General features: G+C 68.2%; 20 protein-coding genes. 9 read left to right on the plus strand and 11 right to left on the minus strand.

The window, feature by feature from the left end; translation table 11 throughout:
* Positions 1–173: 173 nt before the first annotated feature.
* From pafA to dop, 5 genes are all read right to left on the minus strand, one after another.
* The gene (gene pafA, locus AB0I35_RS03940) at positions 174–1,532 is read right to left on the minus strand and encodes a Pup--protein ligase (RefSeq protein ID WP_181696425.1); all 1,359 of its coding nucleotides are present in this window, start codon (positions 1,530–1,532) and stop codon (positions 174–176) included.
* Between the two features lie 164 nt (positions 1,533–1,696).
* The gene (prcA, locus tag AB0I35_RS03945; RefSeq protein WP_357394193.1) at positions 1,697–2,464 is read right to left on the minus strand and encodes a proteasome subunit alpha; all 768 of its coding nucleotides are present in this window, start codon (positions 2,462–2,464) and stop codon (positions 1,697–1,699) included.
* On the minus strand, positions 2,461–3,234 hold the full coding sequence (gene prcB / locus AB0I35_RS03950) for a proteasome subunit beta (protein ID WP_357394195.1): 774 nt from the start codon (positions 3,232–3,234) through the stop codon (positions 2,461–2,463). Before prcB ends, prcA begins: the two co-directional genes overlap by 4 nt.
* A 65-nt stretch (positions 3,235–3,299) precedes the next feature.
* Positions 3,300–3,494: a ubiquitin-like protein Pup gene (locus AB0I35_RS03955; RefSeq protein WP_067492090.1), complete on the minus strand. Its 195-nt coding sequence runs from the start codon at positions 3,492–3,494 to the stop codon at positions 3,300–3,302.
* Positions 3,495–3,611: 117 nt separating this feature from the next.
* Positions 3,612–5,111 (minus strand): depupylase/deamidase Dop, encoded by a 1,500-nt coding sequence (dop, locus tag AB0I35_RS03960; RefSeq protein ID WP_357394197.1) that lies wholly within the window; start codon positions 5,109–5,111, stop codon positions 3,612–3,614.
* Between the two features lie 169 nt (positions 5,112–5,280).
* Between dop and AB0I35_RS03965 the strand changes: the two genes are divergently transcribed.
* Complete coding sequence (locus tag AB0I35_RS03965; protein ID WP_357394199.1) at positions 5,281–6,468, plus strand: DUF418 domain-containing protein; 1,188 nt, start codon at positions 5,281–5,283, stop codon at positions 6,466–6,468.
* Between the two features lie 3 nt (positions 6,469–6,471).
* Here the strand turns inward: AB0I35_RS03965 and AB0I35_RS03970 are convergent, their stop codons facing one another.
* The gene (locus tag AB0I35_RS03970; RefSeq protein WP_225282381.1) at positions 6,472–7,203 is read right to left on the minus strand and encodes a TetR/AcrR family transcriptional regulator; all 732 of its coding nucleotides are present in this window, start codon (positions 7,201–7,203) and stop codon (positions 6,472–6,474) included.
* Between the two features lie 159 nt (positions 7,204–7,362).
* On the opposite strand from AB0I35_RS03970, the gene AB0I35_RS03975 reads away from it, so the two are divergent.
* The 3 genes from AB0I35_RS03975 to AB0I35_RS03985 all read left to right on the plus strand — a co-directional run bounded on the left by AB0I35_RS03975 (position 7,363) and on the right by AB0I35_RS03985 (position 9,138).
* The gene (locus AB0I35_RS03975; RefSeq protein ID WP_245655195.1) at positions 7,363–7,662 is read left to right on the plus strand and encodes a DUF6412 domain-containing protein; all 300 of its coding nucleotides are present in this window, start codon (positions 7,363–7,365) and stop codon (positions 7,660–7,662) included.
* An 81-nt stretch (positions 7,663–7,743) separates the two neighbouring features.
* Positions 7,744–8,577 (plus strand): membrane protein insertase YidC, encoded by an 834-nt coding sequence (gene yidC, locus AB0I35_RS03980; RefSeq protein WP_357394201.1) that lies wholly within the window; start codon positions 7,744–7,746, stop codon positions 8,575–8,577.
* 9 nt (positions 8,578–8,586) lie between these two features.
* Positions 8,587–9,138, plus strand: a complete 552-nt coding sequence (locus tag AB0I35_RS03985) for an NUDIX domain-containing protein (protein WP_357394203.1) — start codon at positions 8,587–8,589, stop codon at positions 9,136–9,138.
* Positions 9,139–9,141: 3 nt separating this feature from the next.
* Here the strand turns inward: AB0I35_RS03985 and AB0I35_RS03990 are convergent, their stop codons facing one another.
* The gene (locus AB0I35_RS03990; protein WP_067492085.1) at positions 9,142–9,453 is read right to left on the minus strand and encodes a hypothetical protein; all 312 of its coding nucleotides are present in this window, start codon (positions 9,451–9,453) and stop codon (positions 9,142–9,144) included.
* 172 nt (positions 9,454–9,625) lie between these two features.
* Positions 9,626–9,994, minus strand: coding sequence for an arsenate reductase family protein (locus AB0I35_RS03995; protein ID WP_357394205.1), 369 nt, complete (start codon positions 9,992–9,994; stop codon positions 9,626–9,628).
* Positions 9,995–10,211: 217 nt separating this feature from the next.
* Here AB0I35_RS03995 and AB0I35_RS04000 point away from each other — a divergent pair, with 217 nt between their 5' ends.
* From AB0I35_RS04000 to AB0I35_RS04010, 3 genes are all read left to right on the plus strand, one after another.
* Positions 10,212–11,330 carry a class I SAM-dependent methyltransferase gene (locus tag AB0I35_RS04000; RefSeq protein WP_357394207.1) on the plus strand — a complete coding sequence of 373 codons (1,119 nt, stop codon included), beginning with the start codon at positions 10,212–10,214 and terminating at the stop codon, positions 11,328–11,330.
* Between the two features lie 27 nt (positions 11,331–11,357).
* The gene (locus AB0I35_RS04005; protein WP_357394209.1) at positions 11,358–11,855 is read left to right on the plus strand and encodes a nitroreductase/quinone reductase family protein; all 498 of its coding nucleotides are present in this window, start codon (positions 11,358–11,360) and stop codon (positions 11,853–11,855) included.
* Positions 11,856–11,949: 94 nt separating this feature from the next.
* Positions 11,950–12,636: a peptidylprolyl isomerase gene (locus AB0I35_RS04010; RefSeq protein WP_357394211.1), complete on the plus strand. Its 687-nt coding sequence runs from the start codon at positions 11,950–11,952 to the stop codon at positions 12,634–12,636.
* 309 nt (positions 12,637–12,945) lie between these two features.
* On the opposite strand, the gene arc is transcribed toward AB0I35_RS04010, so the two are convergent.
* Positions 12,946–14,706: a proteasome ATPase gene (arc, locus tag AB0I35_RS04015; RefSeq protein ID WP_067492080.1), complete on the minus strand. Its 1,761-nt coding sequence runs from the start codon at positions 14,704–14,706 to the stop codon at positions 12,946–12,948.
* A gap of 201 nt (positions 14,707–14,907) precedes the next feature.
* Between arc and AB0I35_RS04020 the strand changes: the two genes are divergently transcribed.
* The gene (locus AB0I35_RS04020; RefSeq protein ID WP_357394213.1) at positions 14,908–15,429 is read left to right on the plus strand and encodes a hypothetical protein; all 522 of its coding nucleotides are present in this window, start codon (positions 14,908–14,910) and stop codon (positions 15,427–15,429) included.
* Positions 15,430–15,495: 66 nt separating this feature from the next.
* Here AB0I35_RS04020 and AB0I35_RS04025 read toward each other — a convergent pair whose 3' ends face one another.
* Positions 15,496–16,005 (minus strand): DUF4442 domain-containing protein, encoded by a 510-nt coding sequence (locus tag AB0I35_RS04025; RefSeq protein WP_357394215.1) that lies wholly within the window; start codon positions 16,003–16,005, stop codon positions 15,496–15,498.
* 145 nt (positions 16,006–16,150) lie between these two features.
* Here AB0I35_RS04025 and AB0I35_RS04030 point away from each other — a divergent pair, with 145 nt between their 5' ends.
* Entirely contained in the window at positions 16,151–17,431 is a 1,281-nt protein-coding gene (locus AB0I35_RS04030) for an acyltransferase family protein (RefSeq protein ID WP_357394217.1), read from the plus strand.
* Between the two features lie 134 nt (positions 17,432–17,565).
* Here AB0I35_RS04030 and AB0I35_RS04035 read toward each other — a convergent pair whose 3' ends face one another.
* Positions 17,566–18,399 (minus strand): tRNA (adenine-N1)-methyltransferase, encoded by an 834-nt coding sequence (locus tag AB0I35_RS04035; protein WP_357394219.1) that lies wholly within the window; start codon positions 18,397–18,399, stop codon positions 17,566–17,568.
* Positions 18,400–18,426: the final 27 nt, after the last annotated feature.

Below are 18,426 nucleotides of genomic sequence, written 5' to 3' on the forward strand. Positions count from 1 at the left end.
GCGCTCGAAGCGCATGCGCCGCAGGCGCGAGTCTCGAGCGCTGTTCGCGCGGCCCTCCAGGGGCCGCGCTCGAGCGCGCCAGCGCTCCAAAAACACAGCAAAACCGGTGGCGCCTACGCGTTCGCTCCCATGCGCCACCGGTTTTGTCGGTCCCCCCGTCTGTGGGGGTTCGCCTACATCGAGGCGATCAGCCGATCGACTCGCTCGTCGACCGACCGGAACGGGTCCTTGCACAGAACTGTCCGCTGTGCCTGATCGTTGAGCTTCAGATGCACCCAGTCGACGGTGAAATCACGACCGGCCTCCTGAGCCGCGGTGATGAAGTCACCCCGCAACTTGGCCCGGGTGGTCTGCGGCGGTGTCTCGACCGCGGCATCCACCGCCTCGTCCTCGGTGATCCGCTTCGCCAGCCCCTTGCGCTGCAGCAGGTCGAACACCCCACGTCCCCGCTTGATGTCGTGGTAGGCGAGGTCCAGTTGGGCGATCTTGGGATCGGACAGTTCCATGCTGTACCGGTCCTGGTATCGCTGGAACAGCTTGCGCTTGATCACCCAGTCGATCTCGGTGTCCACCTTGGCGAAGTCCTGCGCCTCGACCGCGTCGAGAGTGCGGCCCCACAGGTCGACGACCGCGTCGATCTGCGGGTCGCGGTCCCGGTTGCGCAGGTGGTCGACGGCACGCGCGTAGTACTCGCGCTGGATCTCGAGCGCGCTGGCCTGCCGCCCGCCGGCCAGCCGCACGGGTCGGCGGCCGGTGAGGTCGTGGCTCACCTCGCGGATGGCTCGGATCGGGTTGTCGAGGGCGAAGTCGCGGAACGACACCCCGGCCTCGATCATCTCCAGCACCAGCGAGGCGGTGCCGACCTTGAGCATCGTCGTCGGTTCGGCCATGTTCGAGTCGCCGACGATCACGTGCAGGCGCCGGTACTTCTCGGCGTCGGCGTGTGGTTCGTCGCGGGTGTTGATGATCGGGCGTGACCGGGTGGTCGCCGAGGACACACCTTCCCAGATGTGCTCGGCACGCTGCGACAGGCAGAACGTGGCCGCCTTCGGCGTCTGCAGCACCTTGCCCGCCCCGCAGATGAGCTGACGCGTCACCAGGAACGGCAACAGCACATCCGAGATCCGGGAGAACTCGCCCGCACGCACCACGAGGAAGTTCTCGTGGCAGCCGTAGGAGTTGCCCGCGGAGTCGGTGTTGTTCTTGAACAGGTAGATGTCGCCGCCGATACCTTCTTCGGCCAGCCGCTGCTCGGCGTCGATGAGCAGCTCTTCGAGCACCCGCTCACCGGCCCGGTCGTGGGTGACCAGCTGCACCAAGCTGTCGCATTCGGCCGTGGCGTACTCGGGATGCGATCCGACGTCGAGGTACAACCTGGCACCGTTGCGAAGGAAGACATTAGAGCTACGGCCCCAGGACACCACCCGGCGGAACAGGTACCGGGCCACCTCGTCGGGGGACAGCCGACGGTGACCGTGGAAGGTGCACGTCACACCGAACTCGGTCTCGATCCCCATGATTCGTCGCTGCACACTATCGACACTACAGCCATGACCAGTACCCGCGCGGCGCTCTGAGACCCCATTCGCATACGTGTTCACAACGATTCGGACAGCGAACGACCGTGTGCCCACGACGAGGTCGGGCCCGTGAACCGAGGTGGTTCACGGGCCCGATCACGATCTTCACCCAGGCGTCAGCCGTCCGAACCGTCCTCGGATTCGGGCAGCTTCGCCTCGGTCACCTTCTTGCCGGTGGTCCCGGCCAGGGCCTGCTCGAGCGGGGCGCCCTGCAGGCGCCGGAACGCCCGGCGCGGACGTGCCTGTTCGAGGGTGGCCACCTCGAGCGAGGCGACACCGAGCGAACGCTTGTCCTTGTCGGCTTCGGGCTGACCGGCCTGCAATGCGCCGATCGCCACCTTCAACGCCTCGTCCAGGGTGAGCCCCGGCTTGTATGCGGCCTTGAGCGCGGTGACGATGGGTTCGGTGGTGCCACCCATCACGACGAACTCGCGTTCGTCGACGATCGACCCGTCGAAGGTGATCCGGTACAGCACCGAGGTCGGCGCCTGTTCCGGGTACCCGACCTCGGCCACACACAGTTCCACCTCGTAGGGCTTGAGCTGATCGGTGAAGATCGAACCCAAACTCTGGGCGTAGAGGTTGGCCAGCGAACGACCGGTGACATCGCGCCGGTCGTACTGGTACCCCTTCAGATCGGCCTGCAGGATGCCGCCGCGGCGCAGGGCCTCGAACTCGTTGTATTTACCGACCGCGGCGAACCCGATGCGGTCGTAGAGCTCGCTGATCTTGTGTAGGGTCGCCGACGGGTTCTCGGCGACGAACAGCACGCCCTTGTCGTACACCAGCACGACCACGCTGCGTCCGCGACCGATGCCCTTGCGGGCGAGCTCGGTCTTGTCCCGCATGATCTGTTCGGCGGACGCGTAGTAAGGCAGCGTCATGCGCTGGCACCCCCGTTCACTGCCGCTTCCCGGTCGGCCGCGATGGCCGCGGCGACCTCACCGAGACGTTCCTCGGTGACATCGGCCGCGCCCTCGGCATCGATGGTCACCACCGTCGGGTAGATCCCGCGCAACGCGTCGGGCCCGCCGGTGGCACTGTCGTCGTCGGCGGCATCGACCAGCGACTCCACCGCGATCCGCAGAGCCTGGTCCGCATCGAGCCCACGCCGGTAGAGCTTCTTGAGCGAGGACTTGGCGAAGTTCGAGCCCGAACCGACGGCGGTGTAGCCGAACCGTTCCTCGCTGCGCGAACCGACCACGTCGTAGGACACGATCCGCCCGGCCTTGTCGGGGTCGGTGACCTGATCGTCGTAACCGACGAGCAGCGGGATCACCGCCAGTCCCTGCATGGCGGCGGGCAGGTTCTCACGCACCATCTTCGACAGCTTGTTGGCCTTGCCGTCGAAGGTGAGCGAGACCCCTTCGATCTTCTCGTAGTACTCGAGTTCCACCGCGAACAACCGCACCATCTCCACGGCGAGCCCGGCCGTACCGGCGATGCCCGCGGCCGAGAAGGTGTCGGTGATGTACACCTTCTCCATATCGCGCGAGGCCACCAGGTTGCCCTGGGTGGCGCGACGATCGCCCGCGATCAGCACACCACCGTGGTAGCTGACCGCGACGATCGTCGTGCCGTGCGGCGCGAAATCCGCGCCGACGAGCTCGCTGCCGCCGAACCTGTTGGCGGGCAACAGGTCCGGCGCGTGCATACGAAGATGTTCGGTGAACGAGGACAGCGTCCGACCTGCGTGCAGACGCAACGGGTCACCCTGGGTCACTGGCCGCCCTTCTGCACATATGCCCGCACGAAGTCCTCGGCGTTCTCCTCGAGCACATCATCGATCTCGTCGAGCAGGTCGTCGGTTTCCTCCGCGAGCTTCTCGCGCCGCTCCTGTCCTGCCGCACCGTCGCCCTCGGGGCCCTCGTCCTCGTCGCCACCCCCGGCGCGCTTGGTCTGCTCTTGTGCCATGGCAGCCGACCTCCTCTTCCACTCAATGATCGTGCTCGTTCTTCAACCCTACCGAGCAGATCCGACAACATGGTCGAATAGCGATCGTATTGTCGCCCGGTCGTGCTGCTGATCGCCTCAGTGGGTGAGCTGATCGACAAGATCTGCCGCCGATTCCGCCGCCTCGAGCAGCTTGCCGACGTGGGCTTTCGTACCGCGCCGCGGCTCCAGCGTCGGGATGCGGACCAGCGAATCGCCACCGAGATCGAAGATCACCGAATCCCAACTGGCGGCGGCGATATCGGCACCGAACCGGCGCAAGCACTCGCCGCGGAAGTAGGCGCGGGTGTCGGTCGGCGGGTTGGTCATGGCGTCGAGCACATCCTGCTCGCTGACCAGACGCTTCATCGACCCGCGCGCGACCAGGCGGTTGTAGAGGCCCTTGTCCAGGCGCACATCGGAGTACTGCAGATCCATCAAATGCAGTTTCGGGGCGGCCCAGCCGAGGCCCTCACGGCTGCGCATGCCTTCGAGCAGACGCAGTTTGGCCGGCCAGTCGAGCAGATTGGCGCATTCCATCGGGTCGCGCTCGAGCAGGTCGAGCACCATGGCCCAGTTCTCGACGATATCGCGCACGCGCGGGTCGTCGTTGCCTTCGCGGTCGATGAACTTCGCGACCCGCTCGTGGTAGAGACGTTGCAGCGCAAGGCCGGTCAGCTCGCGGCCGTCGGCGAGGGCCACGGTGGCGCGCAGCGTGGGATCGTGGCTGATCTGGTGCACGGCGGTGACGGGACGGGCCAGCTGGAACTCCGAGAGGTCCTCGCCCGCCTCGATCAGGTCGAGCACCAGCGCGGTGGTGCCGACCTTGAGGTAGGTCGACATCTCGGCCAGGTTGGCGTCACCGATGATGACGTGCAGACGCCGGTACTTGTCCGCGTCGGCGTGCGGTTCGTCGCGGGTGTTGATGATGCCGCGCTTGAGGGTGGTCTCGAGACCGACCTCGACCTCGATGTAGTCGGCGCGCTGGGACAACTGGAAGCCCGCGTGGTCACCGGACTGGCCGATGCCGACGCGGCCCGAGCCGCAGATCACCTGACGGGAGACGAAGAACGGGGTGAGACCGGCGATGATGTGGCTGAACGGCGTATCGCGGTTCATCAGGTAGTTCTCGTGGGTGCCGTAGGAGGCGCCCTTGCCGTCGACGTTGTTCTTGTACAGCTGCAGGCGCGGTGCACCCGGCACGCTCGAGGCGTGGCGCGCCGCGGCCTCCATCACCCGTTCGCCCGCTTTGTCCCAGATGACGGCGTCGAGCGGGTCGACGACCTCGGGCGCGGAGTACTCCGGATGGGCGTGGTCGACGTAGAGCCGGGCCCCGTTGGTGAGGATCATGTTGGCCGCGCCGACCTCGTCGGCGTCGATGACCGGGGCGGGCCCGCTCATCCGGCTGAGGTCGAAACCGCGTGCGTCACGCAGCGGGGATTCCACCTCGTAGTCCCAGCGGGTGCGCTTGGCGCGCGGCACCCCTTCGGCGGCCGCGTAGGCGAGAACGGCCTGGGTGGAGGTGAGGATCGGGTTGGCCGTCGGCTCCGTGGGGGTCGAGATGCCGTACTCGACCTCGATTCCGATGATGCGCTGCATGCTGTCGAGCCTAGGCGACGTGCCACCCCCGCACCGTCATCTCGGCCCCACGGGGTCGCCCCGGGCACCGGCGCGGCACATCGATCGGGGTCGGGGTCCCCCGGACGGGGGACCTCCGATGGTTCTCGCGGGCGATCCGGTCGGCACCGGCGCTGGCGATACTCGGATCATGAGCGAGATCGTGACGCAGACCGATACCGAAACAGTGGCGACGGCCGGGCCACGGCGGTTGCCCGCGCTGGACGTCTTGCGCGGCACAGCGATTCTCGGCACGCTCGGCACCAATGTCTGGATCTTCACCGATCCCGCCGGGCTGGTCGGTTATCTCGACGGGCTCGGTGCGGCCGCCGAGGGCGGGTGGATGTGGACCGAGCGGGTGCTACAGCAGCTCGCGCAGGGCAAGTTCCTCGGCCTGCTCACGGTGATGTTCGGGATCGGGCTGGCGATCCAGCAGGATTCCGCCCGGCGGGCGGGCCGGAACTGGCCGGGGAAGTATCCGATCCGGGCGGCGCTGCTGTTCCTGGACGGTTTGCTGAACTTCCTGCTCGTCGCGGAGTTCGATGTGCTGATGGGGTACGCGGTCACCGGTCTCGTCGTGGCCTACCTGCTGGCGACAAGCGAACGCGCGCAACGCCGTTGGGTGATCGTGGCAAGCGCCGTGCACGTGAGCGTGCTGACGCTGCTCGCGGCCGCACTCGCCGTCGAACCGGACGACACACGCGCCACCCCCTCGACACTCGACCCGAACCCCTACGCGGACGGCTCGTTCTGGGAGCTGGTCGCCTTCCGGATCGACAACGCCCTCACGTTCCGCATCGAGGCGATCTTCGTCTTCCCGATGTCGATCGCGCTGTTCCTGCTCGGCGCCCACCTGTACCGGGCGGGCGTGTTCCGAGCCGAGGGCGCACGAATTCGCCGGTGGCTCATGGTGATCGGTTTCGGCGTCGCCGCGCCCGTGGACTTCGCGATCGGCGTGTTCGGCGGTGGTGACCTGGTCCTGTTCACCCGGTACGGCACCGCGCCGTTCGTGGCGCTCGGCATCCTCGCCGCCGTCGCCGCCTACTACCTGCGCGATCCGCGCGTCGGCTTCATCGGGGCACGCCTGAGCGAGGTCGGCCGCACCGCGCTGAGCTGCTACATTTTGCAGAATCTGATCGCCGGAATCCTGTGCTACGGCTGGGGTTTCGGATTGGCGGCCCGGGTCTCCGACGCCGCGCGCGTGCCGTTCACGATCGGGATCTACCTGCTGGTGGTCGCACTCATCGCCTGCTTCGCCCACCTGTGGTTGCGGCGGTTCGAGCGCGGGCCGGTGGAGTGGCTGTGGCAGCGCACCTACAGTGCGCTGGCCCGCGGCTGAGGCTCAGCGCAGGCGGTCCTCGGGCGGCGGGGCCGCCTCGGGGGCGACGAGCAGGTCGGCGACGAGCGAGTCCCGTTGCAGCGGAACGCCGAGGCTGCGTGCGTTGCCCTCCAGCAGCGACAGCACCGATTCGGTGAGGATGCCCTGGATCTGCTCGGCGCCGAGCACCGGTTCCGGTTCGGCGCGCCAGCCGGCGATCACCGCGTCGACCAAGCCGACCACCGCCAGCGCCATCGGCCGGGCGCGTGCCGGATCGATGCCGAAGCGGGCCAGGGTCGCGGAGAACATGTCGGCAAGCTGACCACCCATCTCCCGGCCCGCGGGCGACAGCGTGGGGGCGCCCTCCACCTGCGGTGCGGCGTCGCTGAGGAAACGGTGCAGGTTCGGGTGACGTTCGATCCAGCCGAGGTAGGTGCGGATCACCGCGCGCACCACCTCTTTGAGGGTGCCGTCCGGGCGCAGGGTCGGCAGTAGCTCGGCGAGCAGCAGATCGAGGATGCGTCTGCGGGCCAGGGCGTCGAGTTCGGAGCGGCCGCCGACGTGGCGGTAGACCACCGGTCTCGGCAGTCCGAGATGTTCGGCGATCAGTTGCACCGAGATCTCGTTGCCGTGTTCCTCGATGACCTCGATGGCGGCATCGATCATCTCCGTGCGGCGCCGGGCCTTGTGGCCCTGCCAGCGGGTGGCGCGCCCGTCGCCAGCGGTCTGCTCGGCCTGCGCGGATGATGCGATCACAGTGCCAACGATACGCGGCACAAAACTGACCGTGACATAGCGTTCCAGCAACCGGTGACCACGGTCCGGTTCCTCGCCAGCGTAGCGCGATCACGTGCCGCTCGGATCACGGGCCTCGATCCCTCGGCACAGTGCTGGCGCGCCGGTATGCTCGGCGGCGTGCAGGCACGGGCGATGATTCTGGCGTACGCGGTTCTCGCGTGCGTGCTGCCCGCCTTCGTGCTCATGACGACCCCCGGCGGCGAGACCGCGCGCATGCTCGCCTTCGGCGCGCTGGCGGCCGCCATGGTGTGCGCGCTGGTCGCCGTCACCAGCGGCAGGCACGTGCCCGTCCGAGTCGCGTGTGCCGGTCCGCCCCGTTCGGCGCAGCGCAGGCTGCGTGGCGCGTTCCTGCCGCAGAGCAATCCGGACGGCGCCGGTCGTCCACGTCCTCGAGCACCGGGAATCGATCACCGCTGACAGGCCGCGCGCCTGTCGGATTCCGTGATCCCACTCCCCTGCCGTGCCGTCGCGCACGCCCTTCGGACAGGTCGTTCCGCCATGCTCGATTTCGTGTATTTCCCCGTGTCCGCACTCCTGTGGTGCTGGCATCAGCTTTCGGCCCTCGTCTTCGGCCCGGCCACCGGCATCACCTGGCTGGTCGCCGTCGTCGCACTCGTTGTCACCGTGCGCGCGCTGCTTGTCAGGACAGCGCTGCGCCAAGCCAGGTCACAAGCGGTTCTGCGCACACTGCAACCACGCATCGACAGCATCCGCCGCACCCACGAAGACGACCCACGCACCCAGGCCGTCGAGATCCGGCAGGTGCATCGCGAGCATGGTGTTCGCCTGTTCGCGGGTTTCGGGCCGATGATCGCGCAGGCCCTGGTCTTCCTCGGCCTGTTCCATGTGCTGCGTTCGTTCGACCGGACCGGGGCGTTCGCCGTCGGCCCGTTCACCGCGACGAGCACACCGTTGTCTCCTGAGGTCAACGCGGCCACCGCGAACTACTTCTTCGGTGCCGACGAGGTCCGGGCATTTCTCGATGCCCGCCTCTTCGGCGCGCCGTTGTCGGCGACGCTGTTCGGGGCCGGCGCGTCGGCGGCTGTGTTCGTGGTGGCGCTGGTGGTGATCGCCGCGCTCGCCACGCACTGCACCGCTCGCCTCACGCCCCTGGCCGCCGACAACCCGACGGCCTCGGTGATGCGGACGTTGTCGCTGTGGGTGTTCCCGGCGGGCGCACTGGTGAGCGGGGTGATCCTGCCGATCGTGGTCCTGGTGTACTTCGCGACGAACGCCCTGTGGACCCTCTGCCAGCAATATCTCCTCCGCCGCGCCTTCGTGCCCGAGGTCGCGGCGCCCGACGCGGCACCGCTACGCAGAAAGGCCGGTTAGTCTCGGGCCGTGTCGCCGCATCCGGAGTCCGAACTGCTCGCCGTGTACGACGCCGAGGGCCGCGTGACCGGCACGGCCGAGCGGGGCATCGTCTATCGGGACGGGCTCTGGCACGCCAGTGCGGGCGTCCTCGTCCGATCCTTGGACGGGACGCGCGTCTATGTGCATCGGCGCACCGACAGCAAACTCGTCTTCGCGGGGATGCACGACTGTCTGGCGGGCGGCGTGGTCGACGCGGGCGAGGACCCGGCCGACACGGCGGTCCGCGAATTGCGCGAGGAACTCGGCATCACCGTCACGCCGGGCACGCGCCTACCGCTGCGCGCCACGGCGTCCTGGGACGGTATGTGGGCGGGCCGACACCTGCGGTGTCATCTGTTCGGTTTCGAGTACCGCCACGACGGTCCGATCCGCCACCAGCCGTCCGAGATCGCGGACGGCTGGTGGTGGACCGAGGCCGAACTACGGGCCGCGCTGAGCGACCCGACGTGGCCCTTCGTCCCCGATACGCGGGCCGTCCTCGACGACCTGCTCACCGGGGACGAAGGCCCCCGAGCCTGAGGGTCACGGGTGGACGACGACCGACCAGGTCTGCATGCTGAAGGGCAGGTCACAGGCGGTCTGCGAGTGGAATCCGTGGAAGGCGGGCTGGCCGTAGCGCTCGTAGCTGCTGAACCAGTTCCACCAGGCCCAGCAGGTGACGCGCACCTGGTGCCAGACCGGGTCCCCGCACTGCGAGAAGGCGCCGGTGGCCGCGACGGGATTCGCCGAACAGCGCCCCGGTGGCGTGGCTTGCGCCGGCGCGGCGAGCATGGTCGACGCGCCGATGAGCCCGGCGGCGGTGGTCGCGACGGCGATCTTGCGAAGCGATTTCATGTCAACCTCCACGCGCGCGGTCGGGCTGCTCGGCGATCCGCAGGCTCGGCCACGCTCGGTCCGAATAGATGTGCAGCGGACACGGTGTCGCGCTGATGTGAGCTACATCATCTGATCCGGTCGACACGTTACCCCCGTGCCCGAATAGTTATCGCCTGGCAATCGCGGGTGTTCAGTCGAGCGCGCGCAGGGATTCCTCGTCGCGGGCGACGACGGCGCCACCGTCGGCGGTCAGCACGATCGGGCGCTGGATGAGCTTCGGGTGCTCGGCCAGCGCGCGGAGCCACCGGTCCCGGTCGGCGGCGGTGCGGCCCCAGCTCGCCATGTCGAGGTCCTTGGCGATCTGCTCGCCGGTGCGGGTGATGTCCCACGGCTCCTTGCCGAGGCGGGCGAGCACGGCGCGCAGCTCCTCGACGGTCGGCGGGTCGTCGAGGTAGCGCCGCACGGTGTACTCCACCCCGTTGGCGTCGAGGTGGGCGGTTGCGTTCCGGCTCTTGGTGCACCGCGGGTTGTGCCAGATCTCGGTCTGTCCAGATGTCATGACCGCAGCCTAATCGCGGCCGGTGGGCCGTCCATCCGGCCTGTACGGCAGAATGGAACCTTCCTCCCCTCGAAAGGCAGCAGTGGTGACGCTCGGCATGGTCCTCGGCGACGCCGACCCGCGCATTTCGACGCGGTAGCGACCGCGGTTGTCCCCTGTCGTCTCCCGTCGAAGTGCTCGTCGCGTCTCACAGCACATCGACCACCGGGAGATCCCCGTGTCCACCATCGCCTGGACCGAAGACAACAACCGTTTCCACGCCGACTGGCATTCGGAGAACGGCACGCCCGCCCCGAACACCGTCACCGTCGCCGACGACACCCTCTCGGCCGATCACGCCTTCCGCCGCATCCGCGCGGGTGAGTCGCTGCTGTGGCGCGGCGATTACCACAACGGACGCCAGCTGCTGCAGGCGCTCGGTCGCCGTGCCGACCGCAGGCCCGCCAAGCGGGGACCGACCGATCTCGGTGCCCTCTATCAGCGCGAGCGGGCTCGCAAGCGCACGCGCGCAGGCATTCTCGGCAAGGTACTCATCTGCCTCGACGCGGCCAACGAACTCGATCTGCGCCGCGCCCCCGATGTCCGGGCCGCGTGCACCGCGGCCTACGGGCGCGCCGACGGCGCGCGAGTTGTCACCTTCGCCGAATTGCTGGGCGTCCTCGGCGCGCAGCGCTGGCACGAACAGGGCATCGAGGTGCCCGCGCTGGGTGCCCGCATCCACCCCGGCTACGGGGTTTTCGCGCCGACCCGCAGCGAATACGTCGACCTGGTCGCCGACGCTCCCCTCGACCCCGAAGTCCGCACCGCCTTCGATCTCGGCACCGGCACCGGTGTGCTCGCGATCCTGCTGGCCCAGCGTGGTGTCTCCGAGATCGTCGCCACCGACATCAATCCCCGCGCGCTGCGGTGCGCGGCCGACAATGCCGAGCGCCTGGGCTGGTCGGATCGGATCGCCGTCACCGGCCCCGCCCTGTATCCGCCCGGCCGCGCCGACCTGGTGGTGTGCAACCCGCCCTGGCTGCCCGGCGACCCCACCTCCGATCTGGAACGTGGTGTCTACGACCAGGATCAGTCGATGCTGCGGGAATTCGCACACGGCCTGCGCGCCCATCTCACCCCGCACGGCGAGGGCTGGCTGGTGCTGTCGGACCTGGCCGAACTGCTCGGCCTGCGCCCGCCCGAGGAGATCGCCCGCCTGCTCGACGACGCGGGCCTGCACGTGATGGGCAAGCTCACCACTCGCCCCCGCCATCCCCGTGCGGGCGATCGAGACGACCCGCTGGCCGCCGCCCGCACCGCCGAGACGACCACGCTGTGGCGGCTGCGGGCGCGCTGATCGGCGCCTGCGGTGATACTGGGAGCCATGAGCGTCTCCTCCGAAAACCCTTACGGAACACCGACAACCACCGGCCCCGAGCCATTGCGTCCGTATCAGAACCGGGTCAACACCTTCGTGCGTGGTCTGCTGAAGGTGCCGGTGGTGTCGCGCATCGTCGGTAAGCGTCTGGCGACCCTGCACGTCACCGGACGCAAGTCCGGCAAGGTCTACGACATTCCCGTGGCCTACACGGTCCACGAGGGCACCCTGCTCATCGGAACCGTGCTGCGCCCCTGGGTGAAGAACCTGCGCGGCGGTGCCGACGTGCGGCTCACTCGCGGCGGGGAACCGGAGACCTTCACCGCCACCGTGCATTCCGACGAAGCCGCCGTGCTCGACCTGTACACCGTGATCGCCAGGGACAACAAGCAGAACGCCAAGTTCAACGGGATCGGCTACACCGCCGACGGCGAGCCGTCCAAAGCCGACATCTATCAGACGTGGCGACAGGGTGGTGTGGTCGTCCAGCTGACTCCGCGCTGATTCCTGCCCCAAAGTCTGGCCGCGGACGGGCGCGACTGGCAGGATGCGCGGTACATCGTCCGGCAGCACCCCATTTCGAGGAGACACCGCCCAGGTGAGCAGTCATTCGCAGGTTCGATCCATCGGCACTCTCCGGCGCGCGATGCTCGGCGTCGGCGTTGCCGCGGCCGCACTCGTCGCCCTCGCGCCTGCCGCGCAGACCGCGCCGCAGCAGCAGGTACTGCCCGGTTGCAGCCCGGCCGCACCGGGCCTGCCCAACGGCAAGCAGTGGCCTGCCGAGCCCGCGCTCACCATCGACCCGGCCGCCGCCTACACGGCGACCCTCGAAACCACCTGCGGCACGGTCGAACTGGAACTCGACGCCGCCGCCGCGCCGCGCACGGTGAACTCGTTCGCCTTCCTCGCCGGCGAGGGCTACTTCGACCACACCCGGTGTCACCGGCTCACCACCGAGGGCATCTTCGTCCTGCAGTGCGGTGATCCGACGGCCACCGGCCTCGGCGGTCCCGGTTACAAGTTCGGCGACGAGAACCTCGCGGGCGCGGTGTACCCGGCGGGCACCGTGGCCATGGCCAACGCGGGACCGGGCACCAACGGCAGTCAGTTCTTCCTGGTCTATCGCGACAGCATGCTGCCACCCAACTACACCCCGTTCGGACGGGTGGTCGCCGGCATGGACGCGCTGACCACGATCGCGAAGGGCGGCGTAGCGGGCGGCGGCTCGGACGGCACCCCGTTGGCCGAGGTAGTCCTCGACCAGGTGACCATCGCCGCGAACTGAGCCACAACGCACGAGGGCCGCGTCTCCGGGAACGGAGACGCGGCCCTTCGGCGCAACCGGGCTGGATCAGCCCGCGCTGATCGAGCTGAACAGGTTGGCGATCGTCTGCAGGATCACTTCGGTCAGGAAATCGGCGGCCGAACCGGACATGGCAACACTCCCTCGTTACTGGTCTCCCTCACTGGGAGAGACAAGTGAAGCGTGCCCTATTCACTTATCCGCGCGCAGCGTTTTCGGTGAAAAAATTTGAACAAAACACTGAGGAGGCCGTGCTCCCGCAGCGGGAACACGGCCTGCGTCAGCCGATCGTCACAGGTACTGACCGGTGTTGGACTCGGTGTCGATCGCCCGGCTGGCCGAGGCGTTCTTGCCCGTGACGAGCGTGCGGATGTAGACGATCCGCTCGCCCTTCTTGCCCGAGATCCGCGCCCAGTCGTCGGGGTTGGTGGTGTTGGGCAGGTCCTCGTTCTCGGCGAACTCGTCCACGATCGAGTCGAACAGGTGCTGGATCCGCAGACCGGGGTTGCCGGTGTCGAGCACCGACTTGATCGCGTACTTCTTGGCCCGGTCGACGATGTTCTGGATCATCGCGCCGGAGTTGAAGTCCTTGAAGTACAGGACCTCCTTGTCACCGTTGGCGTAGGTGACCTCCAGGAACCGGTTGTCGTCGCTCTCGGCGTACATCCGGTCGACGACCTTCTCGATCATCGCCTCGACGCAGGCCTGCTTGTCGCCGTCGAACTCGCGCAGGTCGTCCTCGTGCAGCGGCAGCGTCTCGGTGAGGTACTTGGAGAAGATGTCCTGCGCCGATTCCGCGTCGGGCCGCTCGATCTTGATCTTCACGTCCAGGCGGCCGGGCCGCAGGATCGCGGGGTCGATCATGTCCTCGCGGTTGGACGCACCGATCACGATGACGTTCTCGAGGCCCTCCACACCGTCGATCTCCGAAAGCAGCTGCGGCACAACAGTGGTCTCCACATCGGAGGACACACCCGAACCACGGGTCCGGAAGATCGAGTCCATCTCGTCGAAGAACACGATCACCGGGGTGCCCTCGGAGGCCTTCTCACGCGCCCGCTGGAAGATGATGCGGATGTGGCGCTCGGTCTCACCGACGAACTTGTTGAGCAGCTCGGGGCCCTTGATGTTGAGGAAGAAGGACTTGGCCTCCTTGGCGTCCTCACCGCGGGCTTCGGCGATCTTCTTGGCCAGCGAGTTGGCGACGGCCTTGGCGATCAGCGTCTTACCGCAGCCGGGCGGACCGTAGAGCAGCACGCCCTTGGGCGGGCGCAGCGCGTACTCGCGGAACAGGTCCTTGTGCAGGAACGGCAGCTCCACCGCGTCGCGGATCTGCTCGATCTGCCTGCCGAGACCACCGATGTCGGTGTAGTCGACGTCGGGAACCTCTTCCAGCACAAGGTCTTCCACCTCGGCCTTGGGCACCCGCTCGAAGGCGAAGCCAGCCTTGGTGTCCACGAGCAGCGAATCACCCGGGCGCAGTTTGCGAATGGGCGAATCGGGGTCGTCGATGTCGTCGTACTCGGCGATCTTCGACAGCGGGCCCGACAGCCAGACCACGCGCTCCTCGTCGGCGTGACCCACCACGAGGGCGCGGCGGCCGTCGTCGAGAATCTCACGCAGGGTGCCGATTTCACCGATCGCGTCGAACTTGCCCGCCTCGACGACAGTGAGTGCCTCGTTCAGGCGCACCGTCTGGCCGTACTCGAGGGTTTCGGCCTCGATATTGGGAGAGCAGGTGAGGCGCATCTTGCGACCGGAGGTGAACACGTCGACCGTTTGATCGTCGTAGGTGTGGATGACGATGCCGTAGCCGCTCGGCGGCTGACCGAGGCGATCGACTTCCTCACGCAGGGCGATCAACTGCTGGCGCGCTTCCTTGAGCGTGTCCATCAGTTTGCCGTTGCGGATGGTCAACGAATCGATTCGTGCTTCCAATTCGCGTGCGCGATCCGGCGAGTCGGCGAGTTGCCTGCGGAGAGCAGCCGCCTCGGCGCGTACCGCCTCGAGCTCTCGCCAGGCCGCCGAATCCGAATTCTCGTTGGGGCTCATGATGCTGCTCCTCCCAGTCCCGGTCTATCAACGCTACCGGGCGCGGTCCGTTCTCGCTTTCCGACATGGTTTCGTCGTGATCACATCTTGTACGGTCGGTACGACATCAAACCACCGAATACCTCCTGTTAGGCTCCCCTAAGCCCGTACGGGGCACAGGGCGGGCTACTCGCCCATCGAGCCGAAAGGTTGTTGCCGAACATGCTCCTTCCTACCCGCACGATCCGTGTCACCGTCGCTGCCGCCGCCGCGGCCCTCGCCGTCGGCCTCACCGCTTGCGGTTCCGACGATTCCTCGACGAACGCCACCAGCAGCAGTACCAGCATCTCGGCCGCTCCGTCCAGCGTTTCGGCAACTCCGGCACCCACCGGGGACAACGCCGGAGCACCGTCCGCCGATTCCCTGAAGGCCACTCTCGTCCAGTTCGCCGACCCGGGGTTGTCCAGCGACGAGAAGGCGAAGCTGATCGTCAACGGCGAGGCGCGCAAGCCCAACATCGACCAGATGAACGGCATGCTGGCCGGCTACGCCCTGACCTTCGCGGTCGACAACGTCGCGACCAGCGGCGACAAGGCGACCGCCGATGTCACCATCACCTCGCCGCACGGCACCGCGCCCGCGTTCCCGGTGACCTGGGAGCGCGTCGACGGCACCTGGAAGCTCTCCGACGCCAGCGGCTGCCTGCTCCTCGGCTTCGCGCAGGCGCCCTGCACGCCTGCCTGAGTCCCGCTCCGGCCCGGGGCCCCGCCGGTGTACCGCCCCGGGCCGATAGGCGCCGTAGCGGCCCGCTCAGTCCCGTAAGCGGCGCACGTAGAGCGTCTGCCCGGCGCGCGCGACGAGTGTCCCGTCCCGGTCGAAGATCTGCGCGGTGTGCTGGGTGAGCGACTTCGCCCCGGCGGCGGTGGTCTCCCTGATCGCCGCCACCTGCTCGCTCGACAGGGTGATGTCGGTGGCGACGGTGCCGCGGCCCGGTGTGAGGAACTCGATCGACCCGGTGGTGTTCCAGATCCGGTACCCGCGCCCGAGCTGGCCGTAGGCGAGGATCGCGAAGAACGGGTCGGTCATCGAGTACAGCGTGCCGCCGAAGGCCGCCCGGTTGGGGCTGTTGCGGTTCCACCACCGGACCGTGTAGGTGATGTGCGCCGAAGTCCAGTCGGGGGCAATGCTCTTCACACGCACGCCGGCGAACAGGTACGGCGGGAAGACGTTGAACGCGGCGCGGTAGAACCGGGTCGAGGTGCCCGGGTACAAGGTTCCCGCCGACGGGTCACGCACCGGCTTTTCGGACTGATCGGTCATAGGTTCTCCCCCTCGTGTGCCGCCGGGCGGCGATCCGCCTCCGGCGCGCGGAAATCGGTTCGGCGGATCGTATCCGAGTAATTCCACGCACGGGGTGGGTAGTTCCGCGCTGTGGTCGCGGCCCGGCTTCTGCGATGGTTGCGGCATGAGTGTTGTGCCGAGTGTGGCTGTGGTGGCGGCGAATACGCCCGCCGATCGCGATCGGTTCCTCGATCTGCTGCGGATCTCGTCGCTGGTGGTCGTGGTGGTCGGTCACTGCCTGATGCTGACGGTGTCGGTGTCGGGCGAGCACGTCCGCTTCGGCAATGTGCTCGCCGATCTGCCTGCCCTCCAGCCGTTGACCTGGCTGCTCCAGGTGCTCCCGCTGTTCTTCTTCGCGGGCGTCGCGGCAGGCGCGCGCGGCATTGCCCCCGCAACGTCCTGGGGCGCTTGGCTTTTCCGGCGTACGCAGCGGCTGATCCGGCCGGTCGGCTACTTTCTGGTCGCCTCGGCGGCGCTGGTGTTCGCCGCCGGGTCGGCGCTCGGGCCGGGCTGGCAGCGGCCGCTCGCGATCACCAGTGTGCAGCTGCTGTGGTTTCTCGGCATGTATCTGGCGGTGCTGGCCTGCACGCCGCCGTTGGCCACTCGGGTCACCAGTACAGGCCGGATGTTCGCGACTGTCGCGGTGATCGTGGTCGCGGCGGGGACCGTCGACGCGGTGCGGCTCGGTGGCGGACCTGCCGAGGTGGGCATGCTGAATGTCGCGGTGTGGTTGATCCCGGCCGTGCTCGGGATCGGCTACCTGCGCGGTCTGCTGCCACGACGGACCGCGGCTACGCTGGCCTTCGTAGTGCTGCTCATCGATGTGGCGCTGGTTCTCGTCGGACCGTACGAGACGAGCATGGTGACCGTTCCCGGGCAGCGGTTGTCCAATCTCGCGCCGCCGTCGCTCCTGCTCGCGGGGCACGCGATAGCGCTGTGCTGCGCGGCGGTCGCGGTGGCCCCGTGGATACGGCGGCTGGCGGCGCGGCCACGCGTGTGGTGGCTCACGATCATCGGCAACACCGGCGCGATGACGCTCTACCTGTGGCACATGCCCGCGTTGCTCACGGTGCTCGTCCTGAGTCATCTGGCCGGTGGCGATCGGGTCGGCCCGACCCGCCCCGGGTTCTGGCAGCTCACCGCCATGCAGTTGGGCGCGACGCTGGTCCTCACCGCGCTCGCGTTCCTCGCCTTGCGCGGGCTGGAGAACACGCCGATGCGCTGGTGGGACAGCTCGGTCGCGACGGTGCGCGGCGCCCGTTCCGCAGCCGTGCTGTTCGCTGTGGCGGCGGCCGGTCTCGCGATACTGCAGGGCACTCGAGGCGGCCTCACCACGGAGGGTCTGCCCTGGTTCGCGGTCGCCGCCACGGCGCTCTTCGGCGCGCGGCTGCTCACCAGGGCATGAACGACCCACGGCTCCGGGGCGGCAACGGCGGTGTGCTCTCGCTCGGCGCGCCGACCCCGATGCCGTGCCGAGCTTTCGTCAGCTGTTCATCGGCCAGGCGGAGCGCCCGATGCAGGGGCACACCCTGATCGAACTCATCCCTTCGACGAACGACGCTGCGGCTTAGGCGTGACCGTGCCTTCGGCCAGGCGGCGCGCGCTCACCAGGAACGCGGTGTGTCCCTGCATCCGGTGTTCGGGACGCACGGCGAGCCCGACCACATGCCACCCGCGAACCATCGACTCCCAGGAGCGCGGCTCGGTCCAGCACTCCTGCTCACGCATCGCCTCGACGACCTTGGACAGCTGGGTGACCGTGGCGACATAGACGATGAGCACGCCACCGGGCACCAGCGCCTTCGACACCGCGGGCAGCGCATCCCAGGGCGCGAGCATGTCGAGCACGACCCGGTCGACCTGCTCTCCGTCGTAGTTCGCCACGTCGGCGACGGTCAGCGACCAGTTCGGCGGGCGCTCACCGAAGAACGTCTCCACATTGCGCACGGCGTGTTCGGCGTGGTCGTCGCGGATCTCATAGGAGATCACCTGTCCCTCGGAACCGACCGCACGCAGCAGCGAGCAGGTCAGCGCACCGGAACCGGCGCCTGCCTCGAGCACCCGCGCACCGGGGAACACGTCGCCCTCGTGCACGATCTGGGCGGCGTCCTTGGGGTAGATGACGGTGGCACCGCGCGGCATCGACAGCACGTAGTCGGTGAGCAGCGGGCGCAGGGCCAGGTACGGGGTGCCGTTGATCGACTTCACCACGGAGCCCTCGTCGGCACCGATGAGGTCGTCGTGCTTGATGCCGCCGCGGTGGGTGTGGAACTCCTTGCCCTCCTCGAGCACCACCGTGTAGAGGCGCCCCTTGGCATCGGTCAGCTGCACCCGGTCCCCGATCGCGAATGGACCGGTCCGTCTGGCCGTCATGTATCTCCCGTTCTTCGAATGGAAGTC

The organism is Nocardia sp. NPDC050378 (assembly GCF_040655675.1).
Lineage (GTDB): Bacteria > Actinomycetota > Actinomycetes > Mycobacteriales > Mycobacteriaceae > Nocardia > Nocardia coubleae.

Coding starts and splice junctions, on each gene's coding strand:
- prcA (WP_357394193.1), bottom strand. CDS start 2,464: ATGACGCTGCCTTACTACGCGTCCGCCGAACAGATCATGCGGGACAAG.
- yidC (WP_357394201.1), top strand. CDS start 7,744: ATGCTCGATTTCGTGTATTTCCCCGTGTCCGCACTCCTGTGGTGCTGG.
- AB0I35_RS04030 (WP_357394217.1), top strand. CDS start 16,151: ATGAGTGTTGTGCCGAGTGTGGCTGTGGTGGCGGCGAATACGCCCGCC.
- prcB (WP_357394195.1), bottom strand. CDS start 3,234: ATGCACGCGCCGGACCTGTTGCCCGCCAACAGGTTCGGCGGCAGCGAG.
- AB0I35_RS04025 (WP_357394215.1), bottom strand. CDS start 16,005: ATGACCGATCAGTCCGAAAAGCCGGTGCGTGACCCGTCGGCGGGAACC.
- arc (WP_067492080.1), bottom strand. CDS start 14,706: ATGAGCCCCAACGAGAATTCGGATTCGGCGGCCTGGCGAGAGCTCGAG.
- AB0I35_RS04035 (WP_357394219.1), bottom strand. CDS start 18,399: ATGACGGCCAGACGGACCGGTCCATTCGCGATCGGGGACCGGGTGCAG.
- dop (WP_357394197.1), bottom strand. CDS start 5,111: ATGCAGCGCATCATCGGAATCGAGGTCGAGTACGGCATCTCGACCCCC.
- AB0I35_RS03995 (WP_357394205.1), bottom strand. CDS start 9,994: ATGACATCTGGACAGACCGAGATCTGGCACAACCCGCGGTGCACCAAG.
- AB0I35_RS03990 (WP_067492085.1), bottom strand. CDS start 9,453: ATGAAATCGCTTCGCAAGATCGCCGTCGCGACCACCGCCGCCGGGCTC.
- AB0I35_RS03955 (WP_067492090.1), bottom strand. CDS start 3,494: ATGGCACAAGAGCAGACCAAGCGCGCCGGGGGTGGCGACGAGGACGAG.
- AB0I35_RS03965 (WP_357394199.1), top strand. CDS start 5,281: ATGAGCGAGATCGTGACGCAGACCGATACCGAAACAGTGGCGACGGCC.
- AB0I35_RS04020 (WP_357394213.1), top strand. CDS start 14,908: ATGCTCCTTCCTACCCGCACGATCCGTGTCACCGTCGCTGCCGCCGCC.
- AB0I35_RS04005 (WP_357394209.1), top strand. CDS start 11,358: ATGAGCGTCTCCTCCGAAAACCCTTACGGAACACCGACAACCACCGGC.